18 protein-coding genes are annotated in these 25217 nt (G+C 64.5%); 12 read left to right on the top strand and 6 right to left on the bottom strand.

Annotated features, from left to right (window positions below; all coding sequences use genetic code 11):
• The first annotated feature begins 19 nt into the window (after positions 1-19).
• The 9 genes from L284_RS27825 to L284_RS27785 all read left to right on the top strand — a co-directional run bounded on the left by L284_RS27825 (position 20) and on the right by L284_RS27785 (position 13695).
• Positions 20-823 (top strand): AraC family transcriptional regulator, encoded by an 804-nt coding sequence (locus tag L284_RS27825; RefSeq protein ID WP_031341464.1) that lies wholly within the window; start codon positions 20-22, stop codon positions 821-823.
• An 85-nt stretch (positions 824-908) separates the two neighbouring features.
• Positions 909-1841: a DMT family transporter gene (locus L284_RS27820; protein WP_235054287.1), complete on the top strand. Its 933-nt coding sequence runs from the start codon at positions 909-911 to the stop codon at positions 1839-1841.
• A gap of 419 nt (positions 1842-2260) precedes the next feature.
• Positions 2261-3796, top strand: coding sequence for a glycine betaine/L-proline transporter ProP (proP, locus tag L284_RS27815; RefSeq protein ID WP_021232553.1), 1536 nt, complete (start codon positions 2261-2263; stop codon positions 3794-3796).
• Positions 3797-3984: 188 nt separating this feature from the next.
• Complete coding sequence (locus L284_RS27810; protein WP_021232552.1) at positions 3985-6252, top strand: glycoside hydrolase family 3 N-terminal domain-containing protein; 2268 nt, start codon at positions 3985-3987, stop codon at positions 6250-6252.
• Positions 6253-6477: 225 nt separating this feature from the next.
• Positions 6478-7455, top strand: a complete 978-nt coding sequence (locus tag L284_RS48985) for a MucR family transcriptional regulator (RefSeq protein ID WP_021232551.1) — start codon at positions 6478-6480, stop codon at positions 7453-7455.
• Positions 7456-8293: 838 nt separating this feature from the next.
• The gene (locus L284_RS27800) at positions 8294-9646 is read left to right on the top strand and encodes an FAD-dependent oxidoreductase (protein ID WP_021232549.1); all 1353 of its coding nucleotides are present in this window, start codon (positions 8294-8296) and stop codon (positions 9644-9646) included.
• Between the two features lie 13 nt (positions 9647-9659).
• The gene (locus L284_RS27795; protein WP_021232548.1) at positions 9660-10970 is read left to right on the top strand and encodes a polysaccharide pyruvyl transferase family protein; all 1311 of its coding nucleotides are present in this window, start codon (positions 9660-9662) and stop codon (positions 10968-10970) included.
• Positions 10971-10981: 11 nt separating this feature from the next.
• Entirely contained in the window at positions 10982-12742 is a 1761-nt protein-coding gene (locus L284_RS27790) for a hypothetical protein (protein WP_021232547.1), read from the top strand.
• On the top strand, positions 12649-13695 hold the full coding sequence (locus L284_RS27785; protein ID WP_152524597.1) for a Crp/Fnr family transcriptional regulator: 1047 nt from the start codon (positions 12649-12651) through the stop codon (positions 13693-13695). Before L284_RS27790 ends, L284_RS27785 begins: the two co-directional genes overlap by 94 nt.
• Positions 13696-14672: 977 nt before the next feature.
• Here L284_RS27785 and L284_RS27780 read toward each other — a convergent pair.
• From L284_RS27780 to L284_RS27755, 6 genes are all read right to left on the bottom strand, one after another.
• A complete protein-coding gene (locus tag L284_RS27780; RefSeq protein WP_152524596.1) occupies positions 14673-14870 on the bottom strand; it encodes a hypothetical protein in 198 nt (65 codons plus the stop codon).
• A gap of 152 nt (positions 14871-15022) precedes the next feature.
• Entirely contained in the window at positions 15023-15895 is an 873-nt protein-coding gene (locus tag L284_RS27775) for a BadF/BadG/BcrA/BcrD ATPase family protein (protein ID WP_021232544.1), read from the bottom strand.
• Complete coding sequence (dld, locus tag L284_RS27770; RefSeq protein WP_031341453.1) at positions 15892-17604, bottom strand: D-lactate dehydrogenase; 1713 nt, start codon at positions 17602-17604, stop codon at positions 15892-15894. Before dld ends, L284_RS27775 begins: the two co-directional genes overlap by 4 nt.
• A 26-nt stretch (positions 17605-17630) precedes the next feature.
• Complete coding sequence (locus L284_RS27765; RefSeq protein ID WP_021232542.1) at positions 17631-18695, bottom strand: beta-N-acetylglucosaminidase domain-containing protein; 1065 nt, start codon at positions 18693-18695, stop codon at positions 17631-17633.
• On the bottom strand, positions 18692-19843 hold the full coding sequence (gene nagA, locus L284_RS27760; RefSeq protein WP_021232541.1) for an N-acetylglucosamine-6-phosphate deacetylase: 1152 nt from the start codon (positions 19841-19843) through the stop codon (positions 18692-18694). The genes L284_RS27765 and nagA overlap by 4 nt, the downstream gene beginning before the upstream one ends.
• The gene (locus tag L284_RS27755; RefSeq protein WP_235054280.1) at positions 19840-20877 is read right to left on the bottom strand and encodes an SIS domain-containing protein; all 1038 of its coding nucleotides are present in this window, start codon (positions 20875-20877) and stop codon (positions 19840-19842) included. Before L284_RS27755 ends, nagA begins: the two co-directional genes overlap by 4 nt.
• A 151-nt stretch (positions 20878-21028) precedes the next feature.
• On the opposite strand from L284_RS27755, the gene L284_RS27750 reads away from it, so the two are divergent.
• The 3 genes from L284_RS27750 to L284_RS27740 all read left to right on the top strand — a co-directional run bounded on the left by L284_RS27750 (position 21029) and on the right by L284_RS27740 (position 25196).
• Complete coding sequence (locus L284_RS27750) at positions 21029-21208, top strand: hypothetical protein (RefSeq protein ID WP_021232539.1); 180 nt, start codon at positions 21029-21031, stop codon at positions 21206-21208.
• Positions 21208-22314 (top strand): anhydro-N-acetylmuramic acid kinase, encoded by a 1107-nt coding sequence (locus L284_RS27745; protein WP_021232538.1) that lies wholly within the window; start codon positions 21208-21210, stop codon positions 22312-22314. The genes L284_RS27750 and L284_RS27745 overlap by 1 nt, the downstream gene beginning before the upstream one ends.
• A gap of 161 nt (positions 22315-22475) precedes the next feature.
• Complete coding sequence (locus L284_RS27740; protein ID WP_031341452.1) at positions 22476-25196, top strand: TonB-dependent receptor plug domain-containing protein; 2721 nt, start codon at positions 22476-22478, stop codon at positions 25194-25196.
• Positions 25197-25217: the final 21 nt, after the last annotated feature.

Below are 25217 nucleotides of genomic sequence, written 5' to 3'. Positions count from 1 at the left end.
GGATGATAGAAGGATTTGCGTGACCTCGCCTACATCCCTCTCCCTGGCCGTGCGCAGTTATGGTGCGGAAAGCACGATGGATCGCCATGGATTCGCGCAGATCGTGCTGCCGCTGGAGGGTACGCTGTCGATGGAGATCGGCGGGCGCGGGGCGGCGATCCTGCGCGGCGACATGGCCTTCGTCGATGCGGACATGCGCCACGACCAGATCAGCGAGCAGCCTAACCGCGCCTTCATTCTCGACCTTGATCCGCGGCAGCTTGCGCCTCATCTGCGCGAGGAACTGGGCCGACGGCCTTATGGCGTCCTTACACCGGCGGCGAACAAGCTGGTGGAATTCATGGCGCTCCTGGCGGCACAGCCGGCCTCGGGCGATGCTGCGGCCGACGTCCTGCAACCGATGATCGAACGCTGGGCGCCACTGTTTTTCGAGACGCTGGCCGGCGGATTGCCGCAAGCGCGTCTGCGATTGGCGGCGCTGTTGGAACGGGTAGAGGCGGAACCGGGACGTCGCTGGACCGCGTCCGCCATGGCCGCTCAGGCCGGCATGGGCGTCAGCCGGCTGCATGAACTTTTCCGCGAGGAACTGGGCACCACCCCGCGCGGCTGGCTGTCCGACCTGCGACTGAAGCGCGTACGCGAGGCGATGGCGGCTGAGCCGGTATCCATCGCCGAACTGGCCTATCGTTTCGGCTACAGCGATCAGAGCGCGCTGACGCGGGCGATGCGCAAGGCGACCGGCCTGACGCCCGCCGCCTATCGCCGCCAGATGCGGGATGAAGGTTTGGTACAGGGACCGGAGACGCGGTCAAGAATGGCGTAGACCCGAACAAGATGCCGCAAACGGAGCATGCTATCTGCGGGGTCTTACGGGTACGGAGTTTGCAGTGTCGAGCGCGCGGAATACAATTGTGGGAGTGGGTTTCGGTGCCGCCGCAGGCGCGGTATGGGGATTGGTCTTCCTCGCGCCCGAACTGGCGGGCGACTTCGGCCCGCTTTACCTCGCCGCCGGCCGATATCTTGCTTATGGCCTGATCGCGGCGGCGCTGCTGATGCGGCGTTGGCCCGTGCTGCTGCGCCATCTCGGCCGCACCGAATGGATCGCGCTCGCGTGGCTGAGCCTGCTCGGCAACACGCTCTATTACATCCTGCTGTCGAGCGCCGTGCAACTGGCGGGCATCGCCGTGACATCGCTGGTCATCGGGTTCATCCCCGTCATCGTGACGCTCGTCGGTAGCCGCGACGAAAGCGCGCCTTCGCTTGCCCGGCTCGCGCCTTCGCTCCTGCTGGGGTTCGGCGCCGTGGCCTGCATCGGCTGGCAATTGCTTGGCAAGGCCCACGCGGCCGCTGCGAGCGGATCCGGCCTCATGCCGCTGATCGGGCTGCTCTGCGCCATCGGCGCGCTGGCGTCCTGGGCCACTTTCGCCGTGGTCAACAGCCGTTGGCTGGTGCGTCTTGAGAGCGTTTCCGCGCACGAATGGAGCCTGCTGCTCGGCATTGTCACCGGTATGCAGGCGCTGCTGCTGGTTCCGTTGGCGCTGCTTCTCGAACCCGCCGGGCATGACGTGGCGGCGTGGTTTCGCTTTCTCGCCGTCTCGCTGGGTGTCGCTCTGCTCGCTTCCGTGGTGGGAAATGCCTTCTGGAACACGATGAGCCGGCTGCTGCCGCTCACCATGATCGGTCAGATGATCCTGTTCGAGACCGCATTCGCGCTGCTCTACGGCTTTCTCTGGGAAGCGCGTCTGCCCACCGTCGCTGAAGTGCTGGCCATGGCCTTCATGGGCGCAAGCGTCATAACCTGCCTGACCGCGCACGGTACCCGCCGCGCAGCAGCGGTCTGATCCACGGCCGGGTTCTGCAGTATCTCTGCAAATGTGCTCCGAGCATGTACTCCAGAATAACGGAACGCTATTGGATGGCGATCGATGAACACGTGATATCGAGGTGTCGGATACCGGCGTGAAGATCGTTCCTGCTGGCTTACGACAGGTCGATCATGAAGCGATGCCGTGCGAGAACGCGGCGAAACAGGGCCTGGATATCCACTTGCCGGAATTTGGCGGAATCTCAGCTCATCGTCGCTGAGCCACGGTTCGGCCATTAGGTGCCCCTTTTTCGGCAAGGCATGTCTATGGGGACCGCTCCCCGCTTGATGCCGTTTCTGGTATCGCATCCTTTCACGGCCGCCCTGCGGCCGCTTCCCGCTCGGCGATGGTGGTGCCTGTTCTGTGCGCCTGCGCGGGCGCGAACGGAGACAGACATGCACAATCCCATTGCGCAACATGCGCAATTCGGCTGGTTCAAATCCCGTCGGGAACTGGCCATTGACGACATTACAGTGGTAGACCGCTCGCTTGTGAACCGCGCGGTCGGTGCTGCCGCGCTGGGCAACGCCATGGAATGGTTCGATTTCGGTGTTTATGGCTATATCGCCGTCACTCTCGGTAAAGTCTTTTTCCCCTCGGGCAATCCGACGGTTCAGCTGATCGCCACTCTGGCGACTTTCGCGGCGGCCTTCCTGGTGCGTCCGCTGGGCGGGCTGGTGTTCGGCCCGCTGGGTGACCGCTATGGCCGCCACAAGATCCTGGCGCTGACAATGGTCATGATGGCCGCCGGCACCTTCGCGATCGGCCTGATCCCGTCCTATGAGCGGATCGGCATGGCGGCGCCCGCCCTCCTGCTGGTGGCGCGGCTGGTGCAGGGCTTCTCGACCGGCGGCGAATATGGCGGTGCGGCCACGTTCATCGCGGAATATTCGACGGATCAGAAGCGTGGGCTGATGGGCAGCTGGCTCGAATTCGGCACCTTGGGTGGCTATATCGCCGGTGCCGCCACGGTCACGGCGCTGCACATGTCGCTCACCGAAGCGGAGATGCTGTCCTGGGGATGGCGCGTGCCGTTTCTGGTGGCGGGTCCGCTTGGACTGCTGGGCCTCTACATGCGCCTGAAGCTGGAGGAGACGCCCGCGTTCCAGGCCTATAGCGAGCAGGTCGACGAGCGCGAGGCGGATCGTCCCGGCCTTTTCGACATGGTGCGTCTGCATTGGCGCCAGTTGCTGAAGTGCGTTGGACTGGTCCTGGTCTTCAACGTGACCGACTACATGCTGCTCACCTATATGCCCAACTATCTCACCGTGACGATGGGCTATGCCGAAAGCAAAGGTCTGCTGCTCATCATCCTCGTCATGCTGGTGATGATGCCGCTCAACATCGTCGGCGGCCTGTTCAGCGACCGACTGGGACGCCGCCCCATGATCATCGGTGCCTGCGTGGCGCTGATGGCCCTGTCGGTGCCCAGCATGCTGCTGATCGGAACCGGCAACGACTGGCTGATATTCCTCGGCCTCATGACGCTGGGGCTGGCGCTCGTCTGCTTCACCAGTTCGATGCCCTCCACGCTGCCGGCCCTGTTCTACACGCCGGTGCGCTACAGCGGACTGTCGGTGGCCTTCAACGTGTCGGTCTCGCTGTTCGGCGGCACGACGCCGCTGGTCACGGCCTGGCTGGTCGGCAAGACCGGCGATCCGCTCGTCCCGGCCTATTACCTCATGGGAGCGGCGGCGATCGGCATCGTCACGATGCTCACCGTGCGCGAGACGGCAGGCATGCCGCTGCGAGGTTCGCCGCCCGCCGTGGAGAGCAAGCGGGAAGCCGTGGCGCTGCTCAAGGGCGACCAGCCCGTCACCGTGGACAGCAGCCTTCCGAACCTGTCGGAAACCGCCGCCCCGGTCCCGGAACGTGTCGCTGCCCGGCCGGTGCCCTTGCAGAAGATGGTAGCCCCGCCCGCCATGACCTGAGTCGACCGAAAGACGGAAGATGAACGGCCGGTTGTCCCATGGGACAGCCGGCCGATCGCTTTTCTGCCGCAGTGCAACAAGATCGGTCATACTTTCGTTTGGCAAGGATCGCCCGGATCTCGCCAGCCTGCATCTAACTGGCCTGCATCTAACTGGCCCGCATCTAACTGGACTGTCTTCACGCCTTCATGACTCTTCATCGCCGCGCCGTTCTATCCGGCATCCTCGGAAGTGCTGCCACGCTGGGCATGCCGCGCATCGCCTTCGCTGCCGATGAAGTGCAGCGGGTGGATTCGCTGATCTCGCGCATGACCATCGAAGAGAAGGCGGGGCAGATGACCTGCCTTGCCGACGCTTTCCGTCCTTTCAATCCGCCCAATCCGCAGGCCGGCATCCAGGGCGAGAAGCGGCTTTCGGAAGAGATCCGCAAAGGCCGCGTCGGCTGCCTGTTCAACGGCATCGGCGTGGCCGGGGCGCGCCGCGCGCAGGAACTGGCGGTGAAGGAAAGTCGCCTCGGCATCCCGCTGCTTTTCGCAGGCGACGTGATCCATGGGCTGAAAACGATCTTTCCCGTGCCACTGGCGGAGGCCTCGGCCTTCGATCCCGATCTCGCCGAGCGCAGCGCCCGCGCCATGGCCGAGGAAGCGACGGCCGCTGGACTGCACCTCACTTTCGCGCCCATGGCAGATGTCGCCCGCGATCAGCGCTGGGGGCGGGTCGTGGAAGGCGCGGGCGAGGATGTCACGCTCACCGCGCTGCTCACGGCCGCCAGAGTTCGCGGCTTTCAGGGCAAGGACTTGCGCCGTGCCGACTCCCTCCTCGCGTGCCCCAAGCACTTCGCCGCTTACGGCGCCGTCGCCGGAGGCCTGGAGTACGGCAGCGTCGATATCAGCGAAGAGACGTTGCGCGAGACGCATCTGCCGCCGTTCACTGCCGCTTTCGCCGTCGGCGCGCTGACGACGATGGCCTCGTTCAACGAGATCAACGGTGTGCCGGCGACTGCCGACCGGGCTTTGTTGACCGACATCTTGCGCGGCGAAATGGCGTTTCGCGGCTTCGTCTTTTCCGACTACACCGCCGACGAGGAACTGATCGCGCACGGCTATGCCGAGGATGAACGCGATGCCGCACGCCTCGCCGTCCTGGCCGGGGTGGACATGTCCATGCAAAGCGGGCTCTACGTGCGTTACCTGCCGGAACTGGTCAGGAGCGGCGCCGTGCCGATGGGCACGATCGACGTCGCCGTCCGGCGTATTCTCTATGTGAAGATGGCGCTCGGCCTGTTCGCTGATCCCTGGCGTTCGCTGGACGAGGAGGCGGAACGTACGCGTATCTTTACGCCGGCGCGCCGCGAACTGGCGCGCGAGATCGCCGGACGATCGATCGTCCTGCTCAAGAACAGTGGGGTGCTGCCGATCGATCCCGATCAGCGCCCGAACATCGCGCTGATCGGGCCGTTCGGCGAAGACCGGGACAATCTCTACGGGCCCTGGGCGTTCTATGGCGATCCCGGCAAGGGGGTGGACATTGCCAGTGGGTTGCGGGCCGCGCTGCCCGGTGATGCGAACCTGACCGTCGAGCCGGGCTGCGGGATCTCCGAAGCCATCGAAGGCGGAATAGCGCGGGCCGTAGCGGCGGCCCGTTCCTGCGACGTCGCACTCCTGGCGATCGGCGAATCGCAAACTATGTCGGGCGAGGCGCAGTCGCGCACGACGATCGAGATCCCGGCGGTCCAGCAGGCGTTGGCCGATGCCGTGGCGGCAACCGGCAAACCGGTCGTCGTCCTGCTGCGGCATGGCCGCGCGTTGGCGCTCCACGATGGTGTTGCGAATGCGCAGGCGATCCTCGCGACCTGGTTCCTCGGTTCGGAGGCGGGCCATGCGGTCGCGGACGTGCTGTTCGGCAAGGTCAATCCCTCGGGCAAGCTGCCGGTCAGCTTCCCCTGGGAGTCCGGTCAGGAACCGTTCTTCTACGATCGCAAGGCCACCGGGCGTCCGGTTGTCGACAACCGCACCGAGTACCGGGCCCGATACACGACCACCGACAACAGCGCGCGCTTTCCCTTCGGCCATGGCCTGAGCTACAGTGACTTCGTGCTGGCCGACTTGAAGCTGTCCGACGCCGCATTGCGATGGGATGCGGCGGTTGAAGTCTCCGCAAAAATCACCAACAAGGGCAGTTGTCGGGGCAGCGAAGTGGTCCAACTCTACATGCGCGACCGGGTCGCCAGTCGAACCCGCCCGATCCGCGAGTTGAAGGGCATTGAGCGCGTCACGCTCGACCCAGGCCAGAGCAGGACCGTTCACTTCAGGATCGCACGCAAGGACCTGGAGTTCGTCGGCTCCGGAAACCGGCGCATCGCGGAGCCAGGACTGTTCGATATCTGGCTTGGACAGTCGTCGGTTGGGGGATTGCACACGCAGATCGAACTCTACGCGCCCGCACCCTCCATCTGATCGCCCCACATCGTGGAGAGTGCGGCCACTGTCGGAAGCCGTGAATCGACTGTTCCAGCACGGCGCCAGCACTGCACTGCAGCGATCCGATCTTCGTGACATCACGGAAGATCAAAGGTTACGCCCAAATTGACTATTGGATTGCAAACGATTTTCCTGTTTAAGTACCGTCATGCGAGTAAGGCGTTATCAGTTCACCTCGCAAAAACTCTAAGGGAGCATGTGATGCCCGATAGCGAACAGCCCGATCTCACCCGTCTGACCGTCGACCTGCTGAGCGCCTACTTCGCCAATAACAGCGTGCCAAGCAGCGAACTGGCGGCGCTGATCGATCAGACCCGGTCTGCGCTGGCCGGGGAATCCGCGTCCGGCGGGAAAGCCGAAGCCCATAAGCCTGCGGTCTCCGTGGAAGACAGTCTCGCTTCGAAAGAACACATCCTCAGCCTGATCGACGGAAAACCGTACAAGAGCCTGAAACGTCACCTGGCCAACAACGGCCTGACACCTGCAGAGTACCGTTCGCGCTACGATCTGGCTGCCGATTACCCCATGGTCGCTCCCGCCTATTCCGAGCATCGCCGCGCGGTAGCCCAGCGCATGGGCCTTGGCGGGCGTCCCGGTGCTGCGAAGGGATCGGCGGCAAAGTCGTCCCCGTCGCTTCCGGCAGGCTCGTCCACTTCCGATGCGAAGGCGGATGCGGCGAAGCCGGTTCCGGAAGAACAGCCCGAGGCGAAGGCAGAGCTCGCTGCGGCGCCGAAGTCGCCGGCAGCCAAGGCCAAGTCGTCACCGGCAGGGAAGGGCGCAGACAATGCCTCCTCCTCGACGGAGAAGCCGGCGGATGCTCCGCGTGGCGGAAAGAAGCGCTTTGCAAGGCAACCGCAAGCCGCCGCCGCGCCCGCAAAGCCCGAGCCTTCCAAAGCTACCGAAACTCCGGGCCAAACGGCGACTGCTGCCCCCAAGGCGCGCAGTTCCGCTTCGTCCAAGCCCAAGAGCGCGAAACCAGCCAAGGCTGCCGCGCCCGCCACAAAGTCGCAAGACGCCGCCTCACCCGCCGATCCCACAGCCACTGCGACGGACAGCGCCAAGAAGCCCACTACCGCGAAACCGAAGAGCCGTAAATCGGCAGGCCCCGCCAAAGCGTCCAAGTCGACCGGAGCGCGCACGAATACGGCCTCCGCAGGGGGCAAGGGCGAGCCGTCCTGACGGAGCCCAACAGAGCGTACCCGGCCCTGCGGGTTCCAAACCCGCTGGGCCGGTGCCCCCGCCCGGATGCCACGCGGAGCGTGAGATCTTTCCTCTCCTTCGCATAAAGATACTGAACTTCTGCCGTTCGTTTCTGCAAATGTAGACCACTGGCGATCTTCGGCACCGGCTCTGGGCGCTTGATCCAGCCCTTTCGACACCGTACTTTTCGCACACCTACGATCCAAGCACGTCATTTTCTCTTGATCATCATGTTAGAAGAAGGCGAGCAAATCGACATCTAGGAAATCGGATCGACCATCCTTCCGATCTTCGCAATATCCGTTCTGAAAGCCCGCCGAGGCGGAGCGCTTCATTACCATCTCACCGACCGTCCTCGATTACGCCTTGCTCCAAGTATTCGTATAGTATCGCTGAATAGCTCTCCTCAGGCGCTTTATCCTCGCCAGAGTATCGCTCATGCCCGCGTCGCGATGCTTGCAAAGAGCCGCACGAGCCATTTGACTGGCGAAGATCGTATCGGAGTTCCAGCCACATAGTAAAGCGATCTTGGAGAAAGATTGAACCATAATCGAACTGCGCGGCCACATCGGATCTACTGCTCCAAAATGGACGTTGAACGATTTGTCTCCGAAACGATCCGGCAATACCTTGCACCCTTCTGAGGCTTAAGGTCCAAAGGCTGAGTGAGGAATGTAATGCCCTGGCTATCGCTCGTTCCCATTCCTGCCGTCGTAGCGGGCCTCTGTCGCTCTCATGGCTCGATCGAGATCGCAACGGGGGAAGAGTTACTTTTACGTTCTGCTAGAAACGGTACCTTTCCGATCAAGACGCCTTCGTGACCGAAAGCCCGCAGCCGAACACGGCATTTCCGATCATCGTTCTGGGGGCTGGCGTGGCCGGACTTGCAGCCGCTGCGCAGCTTTTGCAAGCAGGGCATAAAGTCATCGTTCTCGAACAACGAGATCATGCAGGCGGGACGCACCGCAGCCGGCAGATCGGTCCCTTTACGTTTGACGTAGGCAGCATCTTTTACGAGGAATCGGCCCTGATCTTTGATCTCGCCCCGTCTTTGCGGGATCTGTGCCCGGAAGTGCTCAGCATTCAGCGCCGGATCGCGCCAGATGGCTCCATTCTCCTCTATCCCATCGAGCCGCGCGACTTGCTTCGCCAGAACGCACGCGGTCTGGTGCTATCGCTGCTCGACCTTCTCTTTTCCCGTATGCGCCTTCAGCGGGACGGCTCACTGGATACCTTGTGCCGCAAGCGACTGGGTGGACGGTTCTTCGCCGTCACCGGATTGCAGCACTACGTTACGCGGTTTCACCACGTCTCTCCGCAGCGGATCGACGAGGAGTTTTTCTTCCGGCGCATGGCGATCATCGAGCGTTTCACGCGCACGCGGAACCTGGCAAGAAGCGCGCTACGGGCCCTCTTGTCTCGAAAATCGGAAGCGGCGGGCAGGCAGTGGCCCATGCGGGTCCGCCCCCGCCAAGGCTTCAACGTTCTGTTCGCGCGTATCGTCGAACATTTCTCTGCCCGTGGTGTGGTGTTCTCCTTCGGAGAAAGCGTTCTGTCTCTTGAACGGGAAGGCACCTTTTTCAAAGTCCGCACCAATCGCGCCACGCACCTGGCTTCCGCGGTGGTCAGCACCATTCCCTTGGACACGGTTCACCAGGCGCTGTTCTCAAAGCCTTCCGGCCTTGAAAGCCTGAACATGTCGACGATCTTCGTTTCCGCGGGATGGCTTCATCCGGAGACGGGCAACGTCCTTTTCAACTTCCATGCCGAAGGCGATTGGAAGCGGGCGACGATCTACTCGCGCATTTACCCGGATCCCACGATCACACGCGCTTACTTTTCGGTGGAAACGACCTTGTCGCCCGAAATGCCGCATGATCCCGCGCTGGCCTTTGCAAACTTCCGGGCGCACGCGGAACAGTTGGGCCTGGTACGGGATCTGCGGCTTGAAGGGCATGAATGGGTCGAGTCCTGTTATCCGCTCTACGCCATGGGCAGCCGCGAGAGGATCGACGCCGTAATGGACAAGATCAGCCGCGCCGGAATCATAACCACGGGCCGGCAAGGCCGGTTCGAATACCTGCCCACATCTACCGGAGTGATCGCGCAAGTTTCCAGCGACCTTGCCGGCACGATCGCCGCTCCGGAAGTCTCCGGGCGGGCTGCATGAGGACTTCGGGGCAATGACATCGACGATCGCTGTTCAAAACACGCCAGGCGCGGACCTGATCCCCGATCCGGAACTCGATACCTCCCGCGCAATGCGCAAGCGGCCGCAGCGCATTCGCATCTTCAATGTCAAATACAGTCCCAATCTAGGGGATGGACTACTTTCGGAGTGTCTGGAGCAAGCCCTGATAGACTGCGGGGCGCACATCGATACATGGTCCGTCGATCTGGCCGGGCGCACTACTTATGGACCTGGAGATGCACAGCGGGGCGCTTTGATCCGTGCGCTCCATTTGCTTCCGCCGCCCCTGCGCAAGCTCGCCGTGCTACTGCCGCTGGCGATCCAGTCGCAGAGGCGGTGGCGGCCGCACTATGATGCCGCCCTGCTGGGAGCGGACTGTGTGGTGATCGGCGGCGGCAACCTCCTTGTCGACCTGGACCTCAACTTCCCGACAAAGATCGCGCTCGCCGTGGAGGCAGCCGAGCGGAAAGGGCTGCCGGCTTTTCTTTATGGTTGCGGCGTATCATCGGGTTGGAGCCGAAAAGGACGTGCGCTTATGCAGCGCGCGTTGAAACGGGGTGTCGTGCGGCGTGTCTTCGTCAGGGACGACCGATCCCGCCTTTTGTGGGACAGCGAATTCGGGAACGACTTCGATCTGCCCGCAACGGTGGTGCCGGACCCCGGTCTGCTGGCACGGAGCCGCTATCACTTGGGCGAACGGGCTTCCTTGCAGCCGCGAGATCGACCATCGATCGGGCTCAACATCACCAGTCCCGTCGCGGTACGGTATCACTCGATCGGCGAAGTGGATACCGCGGGTCTTGAAAACTGGTATTGCGATTTGGCCGACCGTCTCGCTGTCGCCGGATACGATGTGACGCTGTTCACCAACGGCAGCCCCGAGGATCGCGCATGCGCCAGGCACCTTCAATCGGTGCTTGAAGCAAATGCCCGTGCCGATCGGTTTATCCATGTCGAACCCGAGACGCCTGAGGAACTCGCGCGGCTGATTGCCAGCTTCGATGGCCTTTTCGCGTTCCGAATGCACGCCGTGATCGCCGCGTATTCGAGCAGCGTGCCCTTCGTGGCCTTGCGCTGGGATCCCAAGCTGGATTCCTTCGTGCAATCCGTTGATCTCGGCCGCTGGCTGGTCAACCCCTTCGAGGTCTCTCCTGAGGCCGCATACGAACTGCTGGGCGAAGCCATGTCTTCCGGCATAAACCCGCGCGATCATGCCCAGGTCGTGAGAAGCGCTCTGGACGGTGTTGCCGCTCTCCATGCAGCCATCGCGGGGACCGTCGTGTCTGCAAAACCGTGCGGCTAGTCCTGTTTGCCTTGGCGGGCCTGATCGTCGTAATGGCGATCCAGTCGCCGCTCTCGCCGCTACTCCATCTTGCGCCTGCGCCCCAGCTTGCGCATGTGCACGCTCTTTCTTCGCCAGCCGTCGCCGAGCCCGCTAGCATGCTCACGGAGCCGATGAGGCTGGGGGCGGCCTCGAACTTTTCTCAAGGATGGAACGAGGCGCTGTTTCAGGCGGCCGAGAAACTGCCTTTACGCAACTGGCGCGACAGTGTCCGCTGGGCGGACGTCGAAAAGGTGAAGGGGCGCTACAGTTTCGGTACGCCCATGACGCGCTATCCTCAGCGGCTGCAGGCGCCCGGCACGCGGCTGACGCTGACGCTCAACTGGGGCAATCCGTTGTACGACTCTGGCCACACGCCGCATTCGGCAGACGCCCTGGCCGCGTTTCGCCGCTTCGTGACCGAGCTGGTGCGGCGCTATCCGGCCATCGACACGATCGAGATCGGCAACGAGATCAACGGGAACAATTTCGTCAACGGACCCGTCAAGGACGGCGGGATGGTCCAGCGAAGGGCCTATCACCTCGCCATGGTGCGCAGTGCGGCCGAAGGCGTGAAGATCGCGCAGGCACCTGTGCGAGTGATCGGGGGCTCGGTCCATTCCCTGCCGGGCGGCTTCCTCTGGCCTCTGTTGGAGGATCCTGCGGCCGCGTCCTTGCAGGGCCTGGCCGTTCATCCTTATACGACTCCGATAGAACAGTTGCCCCAGCAGATCGGCGTGCTGCGTCGACACGCTGGGCTGCGGCGGCACGTGCTCCACATCACCGAGTTCGGAAGCCAGAACGCTCATACAGCCCCGGACGAATTGGTGCGAGCTTATGCGACGCTGTCGTCCCTGGGTTCCACGGAGCTTGACTGGTACCCGCTCAACGAACGGGGAGACGGCTTCGTGCCGCTGCTCCGCCGGTCCGGTGAGACAACGGGCGTCGCCCAGGCCTTCCGCCTGGTGACGGACCGGCTCGCGTCCTTTCGCGCCCGTGATGTCAGCCCGGATCGCTTCACGTTCGTCCATGCTTTCGGACCGCACATCCTGGTGCTTTGGGGGGCGCCGCGCGCGATACGCGTGAATCCAGCGGAGGTTGACGCCTTCGATGCGCGTGGCGCTCGGCTGGATGCGGCACATCTGACGCTCGATGAGACGCGCGTGCTGGTGCTGCAGGGGCAACAACCTCTGGTGCTCGGCAGGGACGTGCGACTGGGTTGCTCATCGCTGATAGCGGACAGCTTTCTGGGCTTTTCTTACCCGGCCGATACCGAAGACCAGGGCTCCTCCGCAGGTTTCACCGCTTTCGTGCAGCGGGGGCGCGGCAAACTGCCTTTGGAAACCTTGCCCGGCCAGCAGAGGGAGGGCGTGCCCTGGACGCCTTACCTTGGGCTGAGCGATGCCGCACTGCCGCGAGTCTTGTCCGATATGGTGATCCCCAACCCGGACGGTCCGGTCTTTCTGGAGTTTTTGACTGAACGCGCGGGCACTCTGCGCGTCCAAGGGGATTTTGCTGCCGCCCACTCGGGAGCGCTTGGGCCGAAGGTTGCTTTCTCCGTCGATGGCCGTTCGCTTGATCTTCCTGCGCAGTCATCTCCTGTTCGCGTCGACCGCATCTTGAAAGTTCGGTCGGGTCAGCGGCTGGCATTCGCCGTGAGTTGGAACCAGACCGCGCGCGACAGTACGGCAAGATACAGGATCAGGCTGTTCGATCCGCGATCATGTGCTCTTGCCGAAGCCGCCAGACGCTGAAATCACGTAGCAGGGCTGCTGCCGGAGCCACCGGACATCGGACCTCAGCCACGGATCGTCGCGGAAACATCCGGCGCGATCGCCGCCATGTTATAGCTTGGCGCCGTGAGCCGAAACACGGTATCCGTTGGAGAACGGAATTGCATAGCTATGTCATCCGCAAGCTTGAGACCGTCGAACGGCTTAGCGACCTGGAAAAGGACATGGTTGCTTCAGTGTGTCGAGATGTAAAAGTCGTTCCGCGCCGTCAGGATATCATTTCGGATGGCGATTCTCCCGAGCATCTTCATCTCCTGGTTGATGGCTGGGCGACGCGCTACAAGATCCTGAAGGATGGAGCCCGGCGGATCACGGCATTCATGATGCCGGGCGATTTCTGCGATCTGCATGCCACGATCCTCTGCGCGATGGATCACGGCATCATGGCGATCACCGATTGCAAGGTCGCCTATGTCGCCAATGAGGATATCGACCGGATCACCCGCAGTTCTGCAACTCTGGCGCGCGCTTTCTGGAGAGCGACGCTCGTCGACGAAGCCGTTCTGCGTCAATGGCTGGTGAACAGCGGTCGGCGCGTGGCCGTCGAGGCGATCGCGCACCTTCTGTGCGAACTCCATCTCCGTGCGCAATTGGTAGGGCTTGAAAGCAGGGACCGCTTCAATCTGCCGCTGACCCAGGAAGATCTTGCCGATGCGACCGGCCTCACCACCGTTCATGTCAACCGCATGTTGCAGGAATTGCGCAAGCAAGGGCTGATCGAGATGGATCGCGGCCAGTTGTTCATTCCCCATGTGGCGGCCTTGCGCCGCGCGTGCAACTTCGAAGATGACTATTTCCATCTGAAGATGTCGGATGAGTATCCTACGGACCGGCCGCGCCATTCGCGGCTTGCAGGAGAGCGCCCCGACGCCGACTCTTCGGGCGAGATAAGGTTTAGCCCCGGCCGGCGGTGAAGCTCTTCCGACGGGGCAGGCCTTGAGGAACCTCCCTGGACTCACACCTCGCGGGAACATCGGGACCGCGGCTCGCGTTGGATCGGTTGGAAAGGAACCGTCATGCCGAACCGTCGAAAGGCAGGGAAAGCCCGCTTCGTCCGTCCGAGACCGGGGCAGATCTGGAGTCCGTCACTGAGGAAAGCCTGGGCGGTGTGCAAGGAGCCGAACCGGGGGGAGACAGCGGGACAAACGCGCAAGTCGCCAAGCCCGGTGCCCCTGCCGATCAGCCGGCTCCGGACGCAGGTGAGATCGAGTGGGCCGGTCAAGTCATCAGGAAACCACCTTCTCCGCAGCGGTGAATGCCGACATGGATGAGCATAAGTCCGAAAACGCGGGCCTGGAGGCATGCCGGTAGAATGGTGAACTTCCGGATTTGTCCGGAGACACGGATCAGCCGGGGCTGGACCAAGCGCGGCACAAAGCCTGTCGCGTCGGTCGATCTGCGTCGGCCTTAAGCCTGCTGTTCGGCGCAATCCGTCACGCTGAGGCAAATGTACCGGGCTGGTCATGCCGCAGTGTAACGGCCAGCAATAGCGTGTACTTTGCCCCAATCAGCAGTGAGATTGGGCCCGGCGCTCGCGCCGTGCTCATGCTCGATCAGGCTGGATGGGATATGTCCGGCAAGCTCGGCCTTCCGCCGAACACGATTATCTTACCATTGCCCCTGTCTCGGCCAAATGCGCCTCCGATCCTGAAGCAGTTCATGTGTGACGAGTGGCGCTCGAACCCGCGTCCCTGCTCGCCGACGTGGAACCGTCGCGTCGACCGATGGTGGATCACGTCAACGGGCTTAGGCCCGTGTCCCGTGGACGGTCATCAGAGAGCCCAGGTGTCAGCTTCATCACACGGGCAGCACCGGCGAAGAGGTTGCTCTTGTCAGGCGAACCTGCTCCGCCGGCCTCTCCCGTACCGCTGCAGGCTTTGCGGCGGCAGCGTCAGCGATGACGTCCCGGCCGGTGCGGACCTGCTCCGCCCAGGCCTCCGCCCGTTTCCGCGCCTCGCGGATTGTTGGTTTCCGGATCGTTGCGCCCTGAAAGCTGCGAGCCCTTGACGGATCCGTGGCTTTCGTCTGCCTGTGCCTCGGGGCTGAAGTCGGGCTTACCCTCTTCTGCGGGATTTTTCGGGTGCGACATCGGCTTCTCCTTTCGGAAGATCCAACGCACCGGGGCGAAGCGCGTATCCTCGGCTTGATGGAAAGCAATGATGGGCGGATCCGTGTCTTACCGCTTCCCGATCCCGGCATCGATCGAGCAACCCGCCAACGCGGCGGCGCCGGCCGAGCGCATTATGGAGGATCAATCGGCGCAAAACCGGCCAGGCGCAGGGCGCCGTCCAGTGAATCGCCGAGCGCCGGGCTCAGGCGTTCGACGGTGCGCCAGCGAAGCCAGGGCTGCATGCGCGGTGCAAGGCCGCCCACCAGCGTGCAGCGAGTGGCGCCGCGCTCGAAGATCGTTTCGATGAACCGCTCGATGTGGCCCGCGGCATGTTCGACGATCGAGCGGGCGATGGCGTCATCCGCTTCGGCATAATCCATGACCAGCGGCGCGAAAGTTCCGTAGTCTCGGGGGGCGGCCTGGTCCATCCAGGCGATGGCCTGTGCCGTATCGTGACCGAATCGCTCTGTCACGGCGGCGCTCAGAGGGGTCTTGCGGGTGCGGCCGTCCAGAGCGCGCAGGGCGTGGCGCATGGCGGAAAGACCGAGGGCGGCGCCGCTGCCCTCGTCGGAGATCGGGAAGCCGTAGCCGCCGATGGTGAAGTCCTTGCCGTCCAGGCGCACTTGCGCGGCGCTGCCGGTGCCGATGATGAGGATCGCGCCGTCCCGTCCGCCATGGGCGCCAAGATTGGCGATCAGCGCATCCGTGGCGTAGTTCACCGATGCCAAGCCGAAGTCCAGTTCGGCCAGAGCCTCGCGCACACCGGGACGGGTGATCCCGGCGATGCCCATGCCGGCGCGGATGGCGGCGCGCTGTTCGCGGCCCAGCCCTGCTTCGGCGACCGCCTGATCCACGGTTTCCTTGAGCGTGTCGTAGAGCGCTTCCATGCCGATCCGGGCATTGGCCGTGCCGGACTTGCCGTGGCCGATCTCCGTCCCGGCCGCATCGACAAGCCTGGCGCGGCAATTGCTGCCGCCTGCGTCGATGCCGAGGAAATAGGTCATGGCTGTTCTCCGTGAGGCCCCGTCCAGTCGCGGCCACGGGGGGTATGGCCGATGCCGGGGTTGAGCTGGTTGCGCGGGTCGATCTGGCGGTAGAAGTCCGCAAGGTCCGGCTTGGCGACGTAAAGGTGGCCGACATTGTGCTCGGCGGGATACTGGGCGCCGCGCGCGTCGAGCAGGCTCCACAGGGCATGTTCGAAGGCGAGCGGATCGGCGCCCTTCTTCACGATGTAGTCCTGGTGGAATACCTGGCAGAAGAAGTGCCCGTAATAGAGCGCATGGACGGTGCGAGCCGCGAGTTCCGGCGGCAGCTGCTCCACCCATTGGCGATTGTTGCGGGGCAGGGCGACGTCTAGCGCGACGATATCTTCCACCTCCTTGCGGTGAACGGCGCGGTAACGCACGGCTGCGCCTGCCGCGACGAAGCGGTGGAGGAAGGCCTTCGCGGCTTCCTGCGGCGTGCATTCGAAATGATCGCCGCCTGCGCCGGGGAACAGTTCGGCAAGCAGTACGCGCGCCGCGTCCACCTGATCGCGGGGGACTTTGAGGATCAGATGATGCTCGAAGCGCTGGCGGAACGCGCGCATGCGGGCAGGGAGATGATCGGGGATGAACCTGCTCGACCATTGCATGACACGATCGCTGAGGCCGCTTCCGAGGATTCCGTCGAAGCGGGACTTCGCGGCGAAGAGGGCGGGCAGGCGATCGGTGCCCAGCCGTTCGATGGCGAAGAACATGTCGCGGCCGTAGCGATCCGCAATGTCGAAAGCGACCGCGTGCATATATTCGCCGGCGATCGGCAGGGTATCGAAATCGCGCAGCATGGTGCGGCGCAGTTCGGTCAGGCGGTCGGGCTCGCCGGTGCCGATATAGAAAGTGCTGGTCTGTTCCTCGCGTGGAAAGGTGTCGAGGCGAACGGCGAAGACGATGAGCTTGCCCGCGCTGCCGGCGGCTTCGAACAGGCAGCGGGGATCGGCATTGAACCGCGCGGGCACTTCGCTTTCGATGTCGCGGACATGCTCGGCATAGGCGTGATCGTGGGCCCACTTGTCCGAAGCCGGGTCGATGTCGGCTTCGGTATATTGCTCGCGGTCGAGGCGGGAGAGGATGGTCTCGGGATCGTCGCCCAAATCGATGCCAAGGTGGTTGAACAGGCGCAGCGAGCCGTCGCCGAGGACCTGGGCGTAGAGCGCGAGCTGGGTATAGGCTGGACCCCGGCGGATCAGCGAGCCGCCCGAATTGTTGCAGACCCCGCCCACGACCGAAGCGCCCAGGCAGGACGAGCCGATCACCGAATGGGGCTCGCGGCCATAGGGACGCAGTGCCTGCTCCAGCCTGTGGAGCGTCGTGCCCGGGAGGCAGAGCACCTGTTCGCCGCGCCGGATCACCTTGAGGGCCGAAAGCCGTGTCGTGCTGATGATGACCAGGCCTCCGGGATAGTCGTCCCCATCGGGCGTGGAGCCGCCGGTGAGACCGGTGTTCGAAGCCTGCATGATGATCGACACGTCCGCCGCCACGCAGGCCTCTACCGTGCGCCACAGCTCGACCAGGCTGCCGGGGCGCACGACCGCGATGGCGGCGCCTTCGCCGGTGCGATACCCCTTGCGGAAGCGGGCGGTGGCGCGGGGCGCAGTGAGCAGGTGGCGCTTGCCCACGGCCTTGCTCAAGGCCGCCAAAAGTGCGGCTGTGCCTGGGGAGGTGCTTTGGGTCATGCTCGCTGCCATGGTGATCTGCCCGCCTACTGGGTCTGGACCTCGTCGTCGGTCATCAGGTCCGCGCCGTCCAGCCAGCGCAGGATCTCGCGCGCGGCGGGATGGTCGATGCCCTGATAGCGCGCCCGCAGCCGATCCGCGCGGGCGCCGAGGCGCTCGTGGCCCACGTCCTGCAACGCGGGTAGATCCTGTTGCAGCATGTGCGCGAACTCGGATCCGAGCAGAGCGCGGGCGGCCGACTCAAAGGCCGCGCCGTAGGCATAGTCATCGCCCTGCGCATAGACCATCGGCAGGGTCACGGCCGGGATGCAGCCGAGATGGGCCTGGATCGCCGGATTGATCGCGTGGCCCGAGAGATGTTCGGAGTTCCTTGCCGAACGGCCGGTGAAAGCGCGCAAGTGCAGGAAGCGCGACATGCGGGCACCGTCGTTGACCGGCCAGTTGTCCCACAGGCAGACCTTGCGGCCCAGTTCGCTCGCCACGCGTTCGAGATGGGCAGGCCCGATCTCCTTCGAGCAGACTTCCTCGCCCGTCCAATAGACCTGCACCGCAGGATCGAGCAGCCGTCCCAGCTTGCCGAGGTAATCCGCTGGCCGGTGCGCGAAGACCAGGTCCAGCACCGGATCGTCGGAGTAGTAGGTCGGGCAGGTATAGACCCGTGCGGCCCGGGTCAGCCCGGCGCAGAAATTGACGACATCCGCCTGCCGCTCGGCAAGTTCGGGCATGTCGCCGCGAAGGTCGTCGAAGAGCACGGCCAGATCGTCGATGCCGATCGCGTCGAGTTCCGCGACCCGCCGGGCCAGATCGGTGCGGGCGCCGGCGTCGAAGGGATGGGTGGAGCCCACGGGCGTGATCGCCATGCCGAAGCGCATGCCCGCCGCGCGGCATTCGGCCGAGAGGCGCGCGAGGGCCTCGGTCTGGGCCGCGTCGTGTCCCCGTCGCCAGTCGCGGCGCAGCGAACGGTCCGCCTTGGGGCCATAATGGTAGAACCCGTAGCCCGCCCGCGCCAGCGTCTTCACCACGTAGCTGCGTTCGGTCTCGTTCCAGATCCGGCCGAAGCGGCCCTCGATCAGCCCCAGCTCGGGCGTCATTCGCCGAAATCCTCGCGCGCGCCGCCGATCCAGGTCGATTGCACCAGCCGCGCGTCATCGAGATGAACGAGGTCGGCGCGCAGGCCCGGAGCGATCGTTCCGGTCTCGTGATCCAGCCGCAGGAACCGCGCCGGATTGCCGCTCGCCATGCGCGACGCCGTGACCATGTCGCAGCCGATCATGTCCATGGCATTGCGCAGCGCCTGCGCCATCGTCAGCGCGGAGCCGGCTAGAGTTCCGTCCGGGCCGGTGCATAGACCGTCCGCCACCTTGATGTCCTGGTCCATCAGCGTGAAGCGGCCCAGGGTTCCACCCACCGGCGGCATGGCGTCGGTGACGAGCATGACGCCTTCCGCCCCGCGCGCCGCCAGGGCCACGCGCATCGCGGCGGGATGGACATGGAAGCCGTCGGCAATGAGGCCGAAATGGCTGGTGCGGTCTTCCAGCGCGGCGCCGACCATGCCTGGATCGCGGCTGAGGAGCTGGGTCATGGCGTTGAACAAGTGCGTGAAGCCGGTAAGGCCCTCAGCCAGCGCGGCCCGTGCCTGATCGTAAGTCGCCAGGCTATGTCCCGCGCAGACCAGAACGCCCGCTTCCGTCAGGGCGCGCACGGTGCCTTCCGGGGCGAGTTCCGGGGCCAGCGTGACGATGCGGCGGCCGGCCGTGGGTGCCGAAAGCCGTGCGATGACCTCTGCGTCGACGCGCGTGAAGCGGTTCTGGTCGTGGATGCCCTTCTTCGCGGCGTTGAGGTGCGGACCTTCGATATGAACGCCCAGAACGCCGGGGATGCCCCGGACCAGTGCCGCTTCCCCGGCCGCGATGGCGGCTTCCACCACCTTGGGATAGTCGCTGATGAGCGTTGGCAGCAGGCCGGTCGTGCCATAACGCCGATGAGCCTTGGCAATGGCGCAGATGCCCTCGATACAGGGCATGTCGTTGAACAGCACGTCGCCGCCACCGTTGACCTGGGTGTCGATGAAGCCGGGCAGCAGATAGCCCCCGTTCAGCGGCTCCACCATGCAATCCGCAGGCAGCGCGTCGGCAGCGGCGAGACCGAGAATGCGGTCGCCCTCGAGCAGCAGCGCCTGGCCTTCGACCACGCGGTCGGCCAGGACGATGCGCGTTCCCGTAAGCGCGATTCGGCTCATAACGTGCGGGTCACCTTGTTGAGATGCGGAGGATTGTCCGGGTTGCGCCCGCGCGCCAGCGAAAGTTCGTTGGCGAGGCCATAGAAGCTCTGGATCTGGGCGATCGCGCCGAGCACCGGATGGACGTCCGTCCGCGAGGGCAGCACCAGGCCTGCCGGTTCGACATCCTCGGGAAGACCGGCGGCGATGACGCGGGCGCCGCGCGCCGCGAAGTCGTCCAGACGTTCGCGCAGGCCGGCGCGCGCCACGTCGAGCGGCGCCAGCACCAGAACCGGATCGCCTGGGCCCACGAGCGTCATCGGGCCATGGGCGACTTCCGCGCTGCTGAAGGCTTCGGCGTGGAGGCTGGAGGTCTCCTTCAGCTTGAGCGCTGCCTCTCCGGCGATCGGCAGGGTCGGGCCGCGTCCGAGCACCAGCATGTCGCTGGCGCCCTTCAGCAGATCGACAGCCGAAGTCCAGTCGGCGCGGGCCGCTGCTTCCAGCACTTCGCCCACATTCTCCAGGGCCGCGAGCAGCGCGCCATCCTGACTCCACTCGGCCACGAGATGCGTGAGCGCGACCAGGGTGCAGACGAAGCTCTTGGTTGCCGCGACGCTGGTTTCCGGGCCGGCGTGAACCGGGATGACGATCTGGGCCAGCCGGGCGAGCGGCGAGTCGGCATCGTTGACCACGGCGATCACCACGGCGCCCTTGTTACGCGCATCCTGCGCGGCGGCGAGCAGGTCGGGGCTGCGGCCCGATTGCGAGATGGCGATCAGCGGCACGTCCAGGAACTGCGCCGAAGTGGCGTGATAGAGCGACCCGACCGAAGGTGCATGGCTCAGGGTCGGCACCTGGGCGTGGGTCTCGAGCAGGAACTTGGCGAAAGCCGCCGCCTGGTCCGAACTGCCGCGCGCCAGGGTGGCGGCAAACGGCGGCGCAAGCTCGCGAAGTTGTCGTCCGGCCTGCCGCACCAGGTCGGCATTGAGGCGCAGTTGCTCGGCGCAGCGTGCGGGAGCCTGATGCGCTTCGCGAAACATTTGCGTGCGGGTCACGGATGCCGCTTGCGGCTTGCTCGGGGTCGCTTGGGTCATGTGGAAGATAGATACCAGTTTGGACTATCGGCACAAGTGGCATTAAAGTGGTTTCATCGTTACCCTAACTCGTGATACCTGTGCGGCGGGCCGGAAGCTATCGGAGAGGACGATGCTCAGGATCGAGATTGCAGCATCGGAGGGACAAGGCGACGTCAACGAGGACGGCGTGGGTCATCGCGGCGATGCTGCCTGGGTCGTCGACGGCGCGACCGGAATCGATCCCGCGCTGCCCGATCCGATGCATGACGATGCTAGCCTTGTTGTCTGTACTTGGGAGAATGCGCGCTGATGCTGGTCATGGGATATATGAGCGGAACCTCCCTCGACGGCGTGGACGTGGCGGTGCTGGATACCGACGGTGAGCGGATCGAAGCATTCGGGCCGGCCATGATGATGCCGTTCTCGGCGGCGGAGCGGGCGGCGCTGGAGAAGGCGACGCGCGATGCGCTCGCCTGGGATGGAGATGGGCCGCAGCCGCTGTCCTTCGGTCTGGCGGGCGAAGTCATCGAAGCGGCCCACTTGCGCGCCGGGAACCGTCTCATCGCGCAACTAGGGCGTCGCCCCGACCTCGTCGGCTTTCATGGGCAGACCGTGCTTCACCGCCCGGAGCGCAGGCTCTCGGTACAAATCGGCGATCCGCAGGTGATCGCCGAGGAACTGGGTGTCTCGGTCGTGGCGCAAATGCGGCAGGACGACCTGCTTGCGGGCGGGCAGGGCGCGCCCCTGGTTCCGTGCTACCATGCGGCGCTGGCGGAGAACATCGGGGTGGCCGGGCCGATGGCCTTCCTCAACCTCGGCGGAGTGGCGAACCTCACCTGGATCGGAGCCGATGGCACGCTCCTGGCCTGCGACACCGGGCCCGGCAACGGCCTCATCGATCAGCTCGTGCAGGCGCGCGGGGCAGGGCGCTATGACGACGACGGGCGACTCGCGGCGGCGGGCACTGTCGACGAGGTCGTTCTGGCGCGGTTGCTTTCGCATGATCATTTCCGGGGGGAAGGCCCCAAGTCGCTCGATCGCTACGACTTCCCTCTCGACTGGACCGCGGATCGTTCCCTGGAAGACGCGGCGGCAACCCTGACGGCGTTCACGGCAGAGGCCGTCGCGGTAACGGCGCGGGCTTTGCCGCAGGCGCCGAAAGTATGGGTCGTCTGTGGCGGCGGGAGCCACAATCCCACGCTGATGCAGGCGCTGCGCGCGCGGCTGGGCGATTGCCGGACTGCCGACCAGGTGGGACTGCGGAGCGATTTCGTAGAGGCCGAGGCGATGGCCTTCTTGGCGGCCCGCAGCCTGCGGGGCTTGCCGCTGACCTTTCCTGCGACTACCGGAGCGCCGCATCCGCTGACGGGCGGGACGCTCCATCGGCCGGAACGGGCACCTGCTGAAATGGTCTGATCGGTTCGTGGCAGGATCATCACCATTTGCATACCAGATCTTTACATATCCATGACAGGTATGCATGGTAGAAGCCGTCTGGAAAGGGCATGCCATCGAGTCTTCGGGTCGCGCCAAACTCCGATGGAACGAAGGTTCAGGGAAGTTAATGAGGAAGTCTAATGGTTAAGTCACAACGACACACCGTGGCTATGGCGGCGCTTGCCATCGCCCTTTCGCAAGCATCTGGCGCCGCCCGGGCCCAGTCGGTCGAGGCCAGCGAAGCGACCGGGGCCGATATCGTCGTCACCGGCACACGCATCGCGGTTCCCGGCCTGACGTCCAGCAGCCCGGTCGCGTCTACCGGCGAAGAGCAGATCAAGCTCCAGTCGGCCCTGACGGTCGAAGACTTCTCCACCAAGATCCCGCAGCTTTCCGGCGGCGTTCGCCAGGGCTCGCAGGGCAGCGACGCTTTTGGCGCGCAAGTTCTGGAACTGCGCAACTTCGGCCAAAGCCGCTCGCTTGTCCTGATCGACGGCACCCGCGCGACGCCGTTCAGCTTCCGCAACTCGGCAGACGTCAACGCCATTCCCGCCTCGCTGATCAAGCGGGTCGACGTGCTGACCGGCGGCGCCGCCGCCGTCTATGGCGCGGATGCCGTGGCCGGCGTGGTCAACTTCATCCTCAATGACGATTTCGAGGGCATCCGCGGCACCGCCACCAGCCGCTTGTCCGAGCATGGCGGCGCGCAATATGGCGGATCGCTCATGGTCGGCACCGGCCTTGGCGATCGCGGCCATATCGTCGTCGCCGCGGACTATACCCAGCGCGACCTGATCCGCGCGGGCAGGCGCGATTGGGCGGAAACGCCGAACCAGACGATCCCCAGCATCGGCGGTGTGTTCACCGACGTGGCGAGCGGCCGCAAGTTCGGCTTCACCGACAGCGGCCAGTTCACCACCAGTCCGTCTGCCACTTCGAACATTTCGGATCGCTATCCGCTGGTCTCGCCGCTCAAGCGCATCAACGTGGCGGCGCTGTTCAAGTACGAGATCACCCCGCAGGTCGAAGTCTACGGCCGCGCCATGTATACCAACTCGCGCACGCAGGAAACCGGCACTCCCGGCGCGACTCCGGCCTCGGTCAACCGCACCGTCTCGATCAGCGAGAGCAACCCGTTCCTGACCGACGACATCCGCAACCAGCTGACCTTCGTCAACGGCGCGGCGCGGGTGAACGTCTCTCGCTCGCTGGCTGAACTCGGCCTCATCAACTACGAGACCGAGCGCAATACCTTCCAGGTCCAGACCGGCCTGCGCGGCCCGGTAACCGATGCGGTCAAGTGGAACCTATATGCCCAGTACGGCCGTTCCACCGAGAACACGCTGATCACCGGCGACGGCCTCGTCACCAGCCCCACGGGCGCGAACAACTTCGACGGGATCGTCAACAGCGTGAACATCTTCGGTCCAAACCAGACCGAACTGGCCGATGCGCTGGGCAGCACGATCAACGGCTTCAACCGCAAACGCGACCAGTTCGTGACGGCGGCGACTCTCAGCGGCACCCTGGAGGAGCTGTTCTCGCTCCCCGCCGGCCCCATCGGTTTTGCCGTCGGCGCCGAATATCGCCGCGAGACCGCCAGCATCGATCAGGACACCGCGCTTCTGACCGGCAACACCTATCGCCAGGGCGTCCAGGCGGCTTACAGCGGTGCCTTCGACGTCAAGGAACTCTACGGCGAACTCCTGGTGCCGGTGCTCCGCGACCTGCCGCTGATCCGCAAGCTGGACGTGGGCGGCGCCTACCGCCTTTCGGACTACAACATGTTCGGCACCCACGGAACCTGGAAAGTCGAGGGCAACTGGGAAGTCGATCGCAACTTGCGTGTACGCGGCACTTACCAGCGCGTCCTTCGCACGCCGAACTTCGGCGAGTTCGCAGCCGGCATGTCCTCGCTGCCGTTCAGCAACCTTGTCACCGTGGACCGCCTGAAGCCCCGTTACGCCGGCGATCCCTGTGTGCTGGGCACCGGAGATGCGGCCCAATGCGCCCGCTTCGGTGCGCCTGCCGCAGGTTCGGCGGACTCCACCGCGCCCGGCTACCTGACCGGCAACTACTACTATGGCGGCAACCCGGAGATCAAACCGGAGACCGGCTACACCACGACGCTGGGCGCCGTGTTCACGCCGACGTTCCTGCCGGGGCTTAACCTGACGGTGGACTGGTACGAGCTTGACCTGCGCGGTGCCGTGGGTGTGATCCAGCCAGTGGCGGCGATTACCAGCTGCTACGTCACCAACCCCACGGCGAACAATCCGCTGTGCTCGCTGGTGACCCGCAATGCCGACGGCACCTTCAAGGATGCCTTCGTCAACAACCAGAACCTGGGCCGCCTGCTGCAGCGCGGTTTCGACATCTCGGCCAGCTATACGCTGCACCCGGCGTTCCTGCCGGGCGAGGGCCTGCGCCTTGCCTACCAGGGCAATATCGTCACCTCCTATCTGATCCAGGCCAACTCCACCGTTTCCGCCGTGCAGTGCAAGGGCACCTTCGGGGCCACCTGCTCCAGCGACGGCACCACGCTGGTCCAGCCCGACTATCGTCACACGGCCGGCCTCTCGTGGCTGTTCGACAAGGGCGTGATCCAGTTCGACTGGCAGCGCATCGGCAAGGTGAAGTCGAGCACGGTGGGATCGACCGAGACACTTTCGGCCCAGAACACCTTCGACCTTTCCGCATCGTACGCGTTCACCGATGCGATCACCTTCAGCGCGGGCATCTACAACATGTTCGACAAGAGCCCTCCTCGCGTGTCCACGGGCGGCGTGTTCAACACCTTCCCCGACACATACGACATCCTCGGACGCACGATCGGCTTCTCGCTGACCGCGCATATCTGAGGGTAACCCACCCTGCGGGCG

It is taken from the genome of Novosphingobium lindaniclasticum LE124 (assembly GCF_000445125.1).
GTDB classification, from domain to species: Bacteria; Pseudomonadota; Alphaproteobacteria; order Sphingomonadales; family Sphingomonadaceae; genus Novosphingobium; species Novosphingobium lindaniclasticum.
Note: the sequence above shows the minus strand (reverse complement) of the source record. Positions and strands in the feature narration are given on the sequence as shown.